The sequence below is a fragment of the Aeromicrobium sp. REDSEA-S38_B2 genome (assembly GCF_001628525.1).
In the GTDB taxonomy this organism is placed as follows: domain Bacteria; phylum Actinomycetota; class Actinomycetes; order Propionibacteriales; family Nocardioidaceae; genus Aeromicrobium; species Aeromicrobium erythreum.
Genome location: NZ_LUNH01000027.1, coordinates 1 through 8559 on the forward strand (window position 1 = coordinate 1; position 8559 = coordinate 8559).

The following is an 8559-nucleotide window of genomic DNA, read 5'->3' on the forward strand; positions in this document are numbered from 1 at the left end:
CGTGATGGGGCCAGTCTAGGACACGGGGCCGGAGATCGAGAAATCCACAGGTCGGCGGCGACCGCGTGCCGCACGTCGACGGCGTCCACACCTCTGCGTCGGCCCCTGGAGCGGCGGCGTCGGCGACGGTTGGCTCGGGTCATGCGTCGTCCGTCCTCGAGTGCCCTGCTCCTGCTGGTCCCCCTCCTCACGCTGCTGACGCTCCTCCTGCCCGGCCCGGCCGTCGCCGACGAGAGGCCCGCCGACGGCCCGCCGTGGCGGTGGCCCCTGGGCTCGCGCCAGGTGACGGCGGACTTCGACCTGCCCGACGGGCCCTACCGTGCGGGTCACCGTGGCGTCGACCTGCCCGGTCGCGCCGGTGAGCCGGTCCGCTCGGTAGCGGTCGGGCGGGTGCTGTTCTCGGGCACCGTCGCCGGCGTGGGCGTGGTGACGGTCGAGCACGGGGCGGAGCGGTCCACCTACCAGCCCGTGGTCCGCCGGGTCGTCCGCGCCGGCGACGCGGTGCAGGCGGGCGACGTCCTCGGCCGGCTCGACGTCGCGGGATCGCACTGCGCCGGACCGTGCCTGCACCTCGGTCGGCTCGACGGCGAGCGCTACCTCGACCCGCGGGGGCGCCTGACGGGTGCGTCGCGGTTCGTGCTCGTCGACCCGGGAGGCCCGCTCCCCCGCCCGCCCGCGGGCACGTCCGGCGCGGCAGGAGGGACGGGTGCGTGGTCGCGACCGGTGGGAGGGCCGGTCACGTCGGCGTACGGGATGCGGGTGCACCCGGTCACCGGGGTGCGCACGCTGCACGACGGCGTCGACCTCGGCGCCGCGTGCGGCACGCCGGTGCGGGCCGCGCGCGCCGGCACGGTGCGCAGCGTGGGCGACGACGGACCCTACGGCCTGCGGGTCGTGGTCGAGCACGGCCAGGGTGTCGAGACGGGCTACGCGCACCTCTCCGCCACGTCGGTCGCACCCGGCGCACGGGTGACGCCGCGCACCGTGCTTGGCGCGGTCGGCTCGACCGGTCTGTCGACCGGTTGCCACCTGCACTTCATGGTGACCCGACGGGGTGAGCCGGTCGACCCGCTCCGGTGACGGGGCGCGGGCCGGCGCACCGCCCGGAGCCCATCGACGCGACCCGCTCGCGCCAGCGCTCGAGCAGGCTCGCGACCACCTGGGCCGCCGTCAGCGTGGCGGGCGTGCGGACGCGGACGCCGAGACCCTCGGGGGTGCGGGAGACCCACACCTGCAGGTCGTCGGCCAGGGTCGGCGCCGACACGTGGTGGGCCCGGCGCCTCAGCGGCGCCTGGTGCCCGGGCAGGCGGCGGTAGTCGAGGTAGGAGGCCATGAAGACGTCGGTCCGCTCGCGCACCAGCGGACGCGACGCGCTGCCCAGCACCTGGTCGAGGGGCACGGCCGCCATCGCGCGGGCGGCGTCGACAGCCTGGGCCGCGTGCGCGAGCGTCGCGCACGGGTCGAGGTGCGTCACCAGCTCGACGGGGACCGTCGTCGTGAGCCACCCGACCGTCCGACGCTCGGCAGGCGTCGACCTGAGGTGGACGGGCATGAGGAGCGGCAGCACGGTGGGCCCGCCCAGGTCGGCCACCGCAGTGGCGAGCGCGGCGAGCGCGGCCGTGGCCGTGGACCCGCCGTGCAGCCGGGCGTGCTCGCCGAGCCGGTCCGCCGCCGTGGCGTCGCCCAGCACCGACACCTCGGTGCGCTGCGCGGCGCGCTCGCCGGGCTCGACGCCCAACGACAGGGGGAAGGTCGGCAGGCGGTGGTCCTGGCGCACGAGGAAGTCGTGCCAGGACCGCAGTCGGACGTCGTCGGCGGGCACGCGCGGCGGCGGGTCGGCCAGCCCGGCGACGAAGCACGACGTCTCGGGCAGGTCGGGGACGCGTCCCTCCCCCGCAAGGCCGGCGTACACGGTGTGGAGCTCGTCGACCAGCACGGCGAGGGAGTAGGCGTCGACGTGGAGGTGGTCGAGCCCGAGCACGACCGTCGAGCGGTCCGGGCGCGAGATCGCGGCGGGCCAGAAGGCCGGGTACGACAGCGGCCAGCACGCGGCGTCGAGCCGTCGACGCACGTGGTCGCGGGTCTCGGCGACGGTCGACGTGGTCACGTCGGCTCCTCGGGTCCAGCGCAGGCCGGCCGCGTCGTGGTGCCTGCCGTGCACGGCACCGGCCACCACGTCCGCGCCGACCTGCAGGGCACTGTGCCGCGCGACGACCTCCTGGTAGGCCCGCTCGAGCGCCGCCGCGTCGACGGGACCCTCGACGTCGAACCCCGCGGCCATCCACACCGACGGCTCCCCCGCGACCGCCGCGGCGAGGTGGTTGCGCTGGTTGAGGGAGAGGTCGACGGGGCGCCCCGGAGCCACGCCGGGCTCGACGTCCCACGAGACGACCGTGCCCGGCGCGGGCGTCCAGAGGTCAGCCGACGTGACCAGCACGGCTGGTCTCCACCTCGGGCAGCGAGGTCGACCCGTCGGCCAGCGCCCGCGCCACGCGGGTGAGCGTCGCGGAGTACCGCGCGATCGCGTCGTGCGCCTCGGGGGTGTCGGGGTGCTGCAGCCCGACGTAGAGCCGCTCCGCGTCGCGGTTGACCCACATCGAGGCGTTGGCCGTGCGGCCCTCGCCCGTGAAGTGCACCCCGCGCTCGTGCGCGGGCCGGCCCGCCCCGGGGAACCGACGGACGTCGAGGTAGGAGACCAGCTGCGGCGACCCCACGCCATCGGGTCCGAGGACACCTGTCCGCAGCATCTCGGCCAGGGCGACGTGCGCCGGCATGCGCGACGTGCGACGGCCGGTCTCGAACCCGGCGTGCGCGGCGACCAGCAGGGCGTCGAGGTCGTCGGCGTGCGGCGCGACCTCGAACAGCACGGGCGCGAAGGTGCAGAACCAGCCGTGCGACCGCAGGTACGGACCGGTGTCGCGGGCGCCCAGCACCGTCACGCCGGCGTAGGTCGCCCGGTCCGCCAGCAGGTGGTCGGTCGCTGCGAGCGCCGCGAAGACCGCGGAGACCGTCCGCACGCCGAGCGCGCGGCACCGGGCGTCCAGACGCGAGGCGGCCTGCGCGTCGAGCAGGTCGTAGGAGGCGATGTGCACGGGCGCCGTCGCACCGCGCTCGAGACCGAGGTCGAGCGGGAAGGACGGCAGACGTCCCCCTTGGGACCCGACGAGGTCGGCCCAGGCGCGGACCTCGGGCGAGGACGCGTCGTAGGTGGCGGCGCGGGCGCGCTCCTCGGCCGCGAAGACGCCGAACGGTCCCGACTCCTCCGGGGTCGGCAGCGCCCCCTCGACCAGGGCGGGACCGCCGGGCTCGGCCACTTCCGCCGCGTAGAGGTCGGCGAGCTCGGAGGCGACCATGAGCTGAGACGCGCCGTCGGTGAAGGCGTGGTCGCAGCCCCAGAAGAGGCCGAACCCGTCGACGCGCTCGACCGCGCCGAGCACGAACCCCGGCCAGGCGTCGGGCCGACAGGCGGCGTCGAAGGTCCGGACCAGGTGCGCCTGCAGGGCCACGTCCCACGAACCGTCCCCGACGTCCAGCTCCTGCACGTCGACGACCGTGTGCTCGACGTCGGCCACCGGCACCACGTGACGGACGGGGACCTCGCCGGTCAGGTCGAACCATGACCGCAGCCCCTCGTGCGTCGTCACCAGCCGCGTCAGGGCGCGGGCGAGGGCGTCGCGGTCGAGCGGGCCGTCGAGGTCGGTCGCGACCCCGGTCCAGGCGCGGTGCACGCCGCTCGCGCGCTGCCGGGCCGCGTAGGCCCGCAGGTGGTCGGCCTGCAGGAACGACGGCGGGGCGGCGTCGACGGGTGCCTCGGCGGCGGCCGCGAGGCTCTCCGGCGTCGGCCCGAGGGTCAGCACCGTGCCGGGCGCCGTGCGCCACCGCGCCATCTCCGCGAGGATCATCGGTCCGCCGCCGCCGTCACGAGACCGCTCTGCCGCTCGTGCTCCACCATGTCGGCGAAGACTGCGCGCAGGTGGGCCGCGAGACCTCGCACGGCCGCGTCGACGGCCCAGGCGCCCGGGTAGCGGGCCGAGAGGTTCAGTCCGCCCTGGTGGCGGATGAGCCAGAGGTACAGCTCGTCCGGGGCGAACACCGGGGACCTCAGCGCGCGGGCCTGCTGCGCCGGCCAGCGCTCGGCACCCGGCACGTGCCGGACGTCGACGTAGGACACGACGAAGTGCGGCGTGTCGCCGACGCCCAACAGCTCGGCGACCCGCGGGAACGGGTGCCTCGCGAGGTCCTTGACCTCGCGCGTCGCGGCGTCGGCGCGGGCGACCGCCTCGCCGAACGTGTGCGTCCCCGACAGGTCGAGGTCGACGGGGCACAGGCCCACGTACCACCCGACCGATTCGCGGTGCCGCGGGTCGTGGCGGGTGTGCATCGGCATCACGAACCGCAGCCGCTCGACGCCGGAGCGTCGCCGCGACGCGATCCCCAGCGCCGCGAGGCCGGCCGCCTGCAGCCCGACGCCCTGCTCGCGCAGCCGCCGGCCGAGCTCGTCGGTCTCCGGCCCGCCCAGCACCCACGTCGAGAGGCTGCGCTGGCGTCGGGGACGGTCGTCGACGCCGGCCGCGGCGACGTCGGGGTGGTGCGGGAACGCCGGCACGTCGCGCGGTGCGCCGTTCTCGTCGAGCGACGTGAACGCGCGCCAGCGCAGCACGGCGGGGTGGTCCGCCGACAGCTCCTCCCCCGCCCGGCGGTCGACGGCGGAGAAGTCGACGTGGCTGCCCACGTCGAGCACGGCGAGCGCGTCGTCGTCGATCCCGGCGAGGGCCTGGCGGTACAGGTCCTCCATCTCGGCGAACCAGAGCACCTGCGAGTAGGCGTCCATCACGCTGTGGTCGGCGGCGAAGACCAGGACGAAGCCCTCGGCGTGCGTGCCACGGACGGTCGCGAACACGCAGTGCGGCCAGGTGACGGGCGACAGCCTCGCCAGGAACTGCGCCACCTCGACCCGCGCCGCGTCGCTGGAGCGGTGCCCGAGCACCTCCGGTCGCACGTCGACCCGTGAGTGGTGGACCGTCTGCCGCTGCCACGCGCAGGTCGACGCGGAGTCGGCGGTCCTCCGGACGGTCGTGCGCAGCACCTCGTGGCGCGCGATCCAGGCCCGCAGTGCACGGCGCAGGGCGTCGGCGTCGAACGGCAGCGGCACCCGCATGGCCGAGCCGATCCACGAGCCGTCGGGATCTCGTTCCAGGTGGGCGGCATGGTCGTAGGACAGTCCGCGCGGGTCGTCCTCCCACGCGTCGGACGCCGTCGTCGGCGTCCAGGTCGTCACGATCCCCGCTGGGATCGGGTAGTCGTCGAGCTCGGTGTACTCCATGGCAGTGCTCCCCCCGTCCGGTGCGCCACCGGTCTCTTCGGTGACGCGATCCATCCGCCACGGCCGCGCACTCCTCGCGGTCGTTGCTCGCCAGTCTGCGCGCCTCCGCGGAGTGCGCGCGACGTGATGATGCTCACGCGCCTCTCCCTCTGGACACGGTCGGCGACGGGCCGCTTGACTCGGCAGAACCTGGGGGGGTGTTCATGATGGCGATCGACCACGCGACGGTTCGTCTGACGTTCGGGGACGACCTGTTCCTGCGACGGCACCGCGGCGTGGGGACGCCGATCGTCAACCAGTTCGTCTGGCGTCTCGACCACGTCGTGCCGACCGCGGCGCTGGTCCGGCTGCGCGACGAGCTGGCCCGCGGGGCGCTCTCGCGTCGCGCGGATCGTCCCCGCGTGCCCGGCGCACGTGGTCGCTGGTCGCGGGCGCCCCATGCCCCGGCGCTCGACGTCGAGCCGACCGTGCTCCAGGAGTGCGACGTCGTCGACTGGCTCCGGTCCAACCACACCGCTCCGCTGCACCCTGGCCGCGGCGACTCCTGGCGGCTGGCGAGCGCGCGGCTGTCCGACGGCGGCTCGCTGCTGTCGCTGATCGTCGACCACGCCGTCGCCGACGGTGGCGCGATGGTCGACGCCGTCGAGCGGGCGGCCTCCGGGCGGGCGCCGTTGACCCTGCCCGACCGCGACGGCACGTGGGGGACGCTGCGGGCCGACCTGCAGGACGCGGCGCGCCAGGTCCGGGCCGTCGTGCGCTGGGGCGCCACGAGCGCGCTGCGACAGCGTGGCGGCGCGACCTCCCCCGCGGGGGCGACGCCGGCGCCGCCCCCCGACGGGCCGACCGCGCCCCAGGGCTGGGTGGTCCCCACCGTCGTGGCGGAGTGCCGCACGGCCGACGTGGAGGCTGCGGCGGCGCGGCACGGCGGGACCCTCAACACCTGGTTCGTCGCGCTGAGCGCGTCCCTGGTCGGGTCGGCCGGGATCACGGACGAGGACGAGCCCGTGCTGGTGGCACTGCCCGTCACCGCGCGAGGCGCCGACGACCCTCGCGCCAACGCCACGCGGATCGCCCGCGTCGCCGTCGACCCGACCGACCTGCGACGTCACGACCTCGCACCGCTGCGGGCGGGCTGCCGCCAGGCCTACGCCCAGCTCGGCACGCGCGACACGTCGGCCAAGGACGCCGACACCGGCTCGCTCCTCACGCTCGTGCAGATGCTGCCCGACGCGGTCGTACGCCGGCTGCCGGTGCCGACCGGCCCCCGCGTGCTGGCGTCGAACCTCGGGACGATGTCCCCGGCGTTCAGCGCACCGACCGGGACGCCGGCCCGCAGCATCGCCGCGCTGGCCGGGCACCGGGTGGTCGACGACGCCGAGATCCGTGCCCTCGGCGGCGGACTGACCGCGTGGGCGTGCACCTCCGGCGAGCGCACCACCGTGACGGTCGCCGCGCTCGACCCGGCGCGGGTGCCCGATGACGAGACCTTGCGTGACCTGGTGCGCTCGGGCCTGGCGGCGTGGCACGTCGAGGCACGGCTGTGGTGAGCGTCGGGCGCTGCGCGCCGCGACCTGACGGAGGGGGACGACGATGACCGAGTGGGCCATCCGGGCCGAGGGACTGGTCAAGACGTACGGGGAGCAGCGGGCGCTCGACGGCCTCGACCTGTCCGTCCGCGCCGGCACGGTGCACGCCGTGCTCGGCCCGAACGGCGCGGGGAAGACGACGGCCGTGCGCGCCCTCGCGACGCTGGTCCGCCTCGACGGCGGGCGGGCGGAGGTCTTCGGGCAGGACGTGACGCGCTCCCCCACCCAGGTGCGCTCCCTCGTCGGCCTCACCGGCCAGTACGCCGCGCTCGACGAGCTGCTGACGGCGCACGAGAACCTCTACCTCTTCGCCCGGCTGGTCGGCTGGCGACGAGCGGAGGCCCGCTCCCGCGCGGCCGACCTGCTCGAGCGGTTCGGCCTGACGCACGTGGCGCACCGCGCCGTCTCGACGTTCTCCGGGGGCATGCGCCGCCGTCTCGACATCGCCGCCAGCCTCCTCGGCGACCCGCCGCTGCTGTTCCTCGACGAGCCCACGACCGGGCTCGACCCACGCACGCGCGCCGACATGTGGGCGACGGTGCGCGAGCTCGTCGCGCAGGGCACGACGGTGCTGCTCACGACCCAGTACCTGGAGGAGGCGGACCAGCTCGCCGACCGGATCGCGGTGATCGACCGCGGACGCGTCGTCGCGGACGGCACGCCCGCCGAGCTCAAGGAGTCCGTCGGCGGCCTGACGCTCCACCTCGTCGTGGCCGACCCGGCGCGCCGCGTCGAAGCGGCCCGCGTCCTGCACGAGGTGACCGGTCAGGTCCCCCAGGACGACGGCGTGCTGCTGGCCGCGCCGATCCGGTCGGGCGCCGTGACGTCCGACGTCGTGCTGGCCCTCACCGCACGCGGTATCGAGATCGGCGAGCTCAGCGCGGCCCGGCCGAGCCTCGACGAGGTCTTCTTCGCGCTCACGGGATCGCTCGACGCGCCCGGCCCCCAGCGTCAGGACGCGGCATGAGCGCCGTGATCGGGGCTCAGGTCCGACCGGCGCCGCGCGGTGTTCGGCAAATCGGCGGCGCTGGCGGTCGATCTGCTGCAACTGGGGCGCGCCGAACTGGCGCTGGGGAAATTTGCCGCAGCGCGCGATGTTCTTGGCGAAGCGCGGCCGATGGCGATCGATAATCTTGGCCCCGATGCGGTGCCGACGCTCGTCATCACGCTGGGCCTTGCCGAAGCCTTGGCCGAGGCGGACGACACCGGGCGGGCCGAAGCGCTGCTTGCCGAAGCCGCGCCGCGGATCGCCGCGATGGGACCGGTCGGCCTGCCGCAGGGGATTGCGGCGCGGACGCGGGCGATCATCCGTCTGAAACAGGGGCGGACAGCCGAGGCGCGGCGCGAGGCCGACCGGTCGGAGCAGATATTCAGGACGCTCGGCGCGCCGGGCGAATCCTATCTCAAATCCTTCGCGGCATTGCGCCGGCGTCTGGCAGCCTAGCCCGCGTCCATTTCCTTGTGCACCCAGGCCCGCGCCTGGAGCCACCAGCGGCGCACCGTCCGGTCGCTGACGCCCAGGACCTTTGCGGTCTCCTCTTCGGTCATCCCGGCGAAGAAGCGGCAGTCGATCAGTTGCGCGAGATTGGGGTCGAGGCGCGCCAGCCGTTGCAACGCCTCACCCAGCCGCACGACCTCCTCGTCCTCGGG

The 8559-nt window shown here is 75.5% G+C and carries 8 protein-coding genes; 4 read left to right on the forward strand and 4 right to left on the reverse strand.

What is annotated here, in order from left to right; genetic code table 11:
• The first annotated feature begins 141 nt into the window (after nt 1-141).
• The gene (locus A6Q81_RS07170; protein ID WP_286689997.1) at nt 142-1080 is read left to right on the forward strand and encodes a M23 family metallopeptidase; all 939 of its coding nucleotides are present in this window, start codon (nt 142-144) and stop codon (nt 1078-1080) included.
• On the opposite strand, the gene A6Q81_RS07175 is transcribed toward A6Q81_RS07170, so the two are convergent.
• From A6Q81_RS07175 to A6Q81_RS07185, 3 genes are read right to left on the reverse strand one after another with little or no spacing between them, the layout of a single operon-like run.
• The gene (locus A6Q81_RS07175; RefSeq protein ID WP_286689998.1) at nt 1037-2437 is read right to left on the reverse strand and encodes a condensation domain-containing protein; all 1401 of its coding nucleotides are present in this window, start codon (nt 2435-2437) and stop codon (nt 1037-1039) included. The two genes, A6Q81_RS07170 and A6Q81_RS07175, sit on opposite strands and share 44 nt — an antisense overlap.
• The gene (locus tag A6Q81_RS07180; protein ID WP_286689999.1) at nt 2418-3902 is read right to left on the reverse strand and encodes a hypothetical protein; all 1485 of its coding nucleotides are present in this window, start codon (nt 3900-3902) and stop codon (nt 2418-2420) included. The genes A6Q81_RS07175 and A6Q81_RS07180 overlap by 20 nt, the downstream gene beginning before the upstream one ends.
• Nucleotides 3899-5323: a condensation domain-containing protein gene (locus tag A6Q81_RS07185; RefSeq protein WP_286690000.1), complete on the reverse strand. Its 1425-nt coding sequence runs from the start codon at nt 5321-5323 to the stop codon at nt 3899-3901. The genes A6Q81_RS07180 and A6Q81_RS07185 overlap by 4 nt, the downstream gene beginning before the upstream one ends.
• A gap of 203 nt (nt 5324-5526) precedes the next feature.
• On the opposite strand from A6Q81_RS07185, the gene A6Q81_RS07190 reads away from it, so the two are divergent.
• Genes A6Q81_RS07190 through A6Q81_RS07200 form a run of 3 tightly spaced genes read left to right on the forward strand, consistent with a single transcriptional unit; the run spans nt 5527 to nt 8353 of the window.
• Nucleotides 5527-6870 (forward strand): hypothetical protein, encoded by a 1344-nt coding sequence (locus A6Q81_RS07190; RefSeq protein WP_286690001.1) that lies wholly within the window; start codon nt 5527-5529, stop codon nt 6868-6870.
• A 43-nt stretch (nt 6871-6913) separates the two neighbouring features.
• The gene (locus A6Q81_RS07195; RefSeq protein ID WP_286690002.1) at nt 6914-7876 is read left to right on the forward strand and encodes an ATP-binding cassette domain-containing protein; all 963 of its coding nucleotides are present in this window, start codon (nt 6914-6916) and stop codon (nt 7874-7876) included.
• Between the two features lie 39 nt (nt 7877-7915).
• A complete protein-coding gene (locus tag A6Q81_RS07200; RefSeq protein WP_286690003.1) occupies nt 7916-8353 on the forward strand; it encodes a tetratricopeptide repeat protein in 438 nt (145 codons plus the stop codon).
• Here the strand turns inward: A6Q81_RS07200 and A6Q81_RS07205 are convergent.
• A partial coding sequence (locus A6Q81_RS07205; RefSeq protein WP_286690004.1) for an ECF-type sigma factor occupies nt 8350-8559 on the reverse strand: 210 nt, incomplete at its 5' end. The two genes, A6Q81_RS07200 and A6Q81_RS07205, sit on opposite strands and share 4 nt — an antisense overlap.

Excerpts from the sequence above, each read along its gene's own strand:
- A6Q81_RS07170 (WP_286689997.1), top strand. The coding sequence starts at position 142 with ATGCGTCGTCCGTCCTCGAGTGCCCTGCTCCTGCTGGTCCCCCTCCTC.
- A6Q81_RS07195 (WP_286690002.1), top strand. The coding sequence starts at position 6,914 with ATGACCGAGTGGGCCATCCGGGCCGAGGGACTGGTCAAGACGTACGGG.
- A6Q81_RS07190 (WP_286690001.1), top strand. The coding sequence starts at position 5,527 with ATGATGGCGATCGACCACGCGACGGTTCGTCTGACGTTCGGGGACGAC.
- A6Q81_RS07180 (WP_286689999.1), bottom strand. The coding sequence starts at position 3,902 with ATGATCCTCGCGGAGATGGCGCGGTGGCGCACGGCGCCCGGCACGGTG.
- A6Q81_RS07185 (WP_286690000.1), bottom strand. The coding sequence starts at position 5,323 with ATGGAGTACACCGAGCTCGACGACTACCCGATCCCAGCGGGGATCGTG.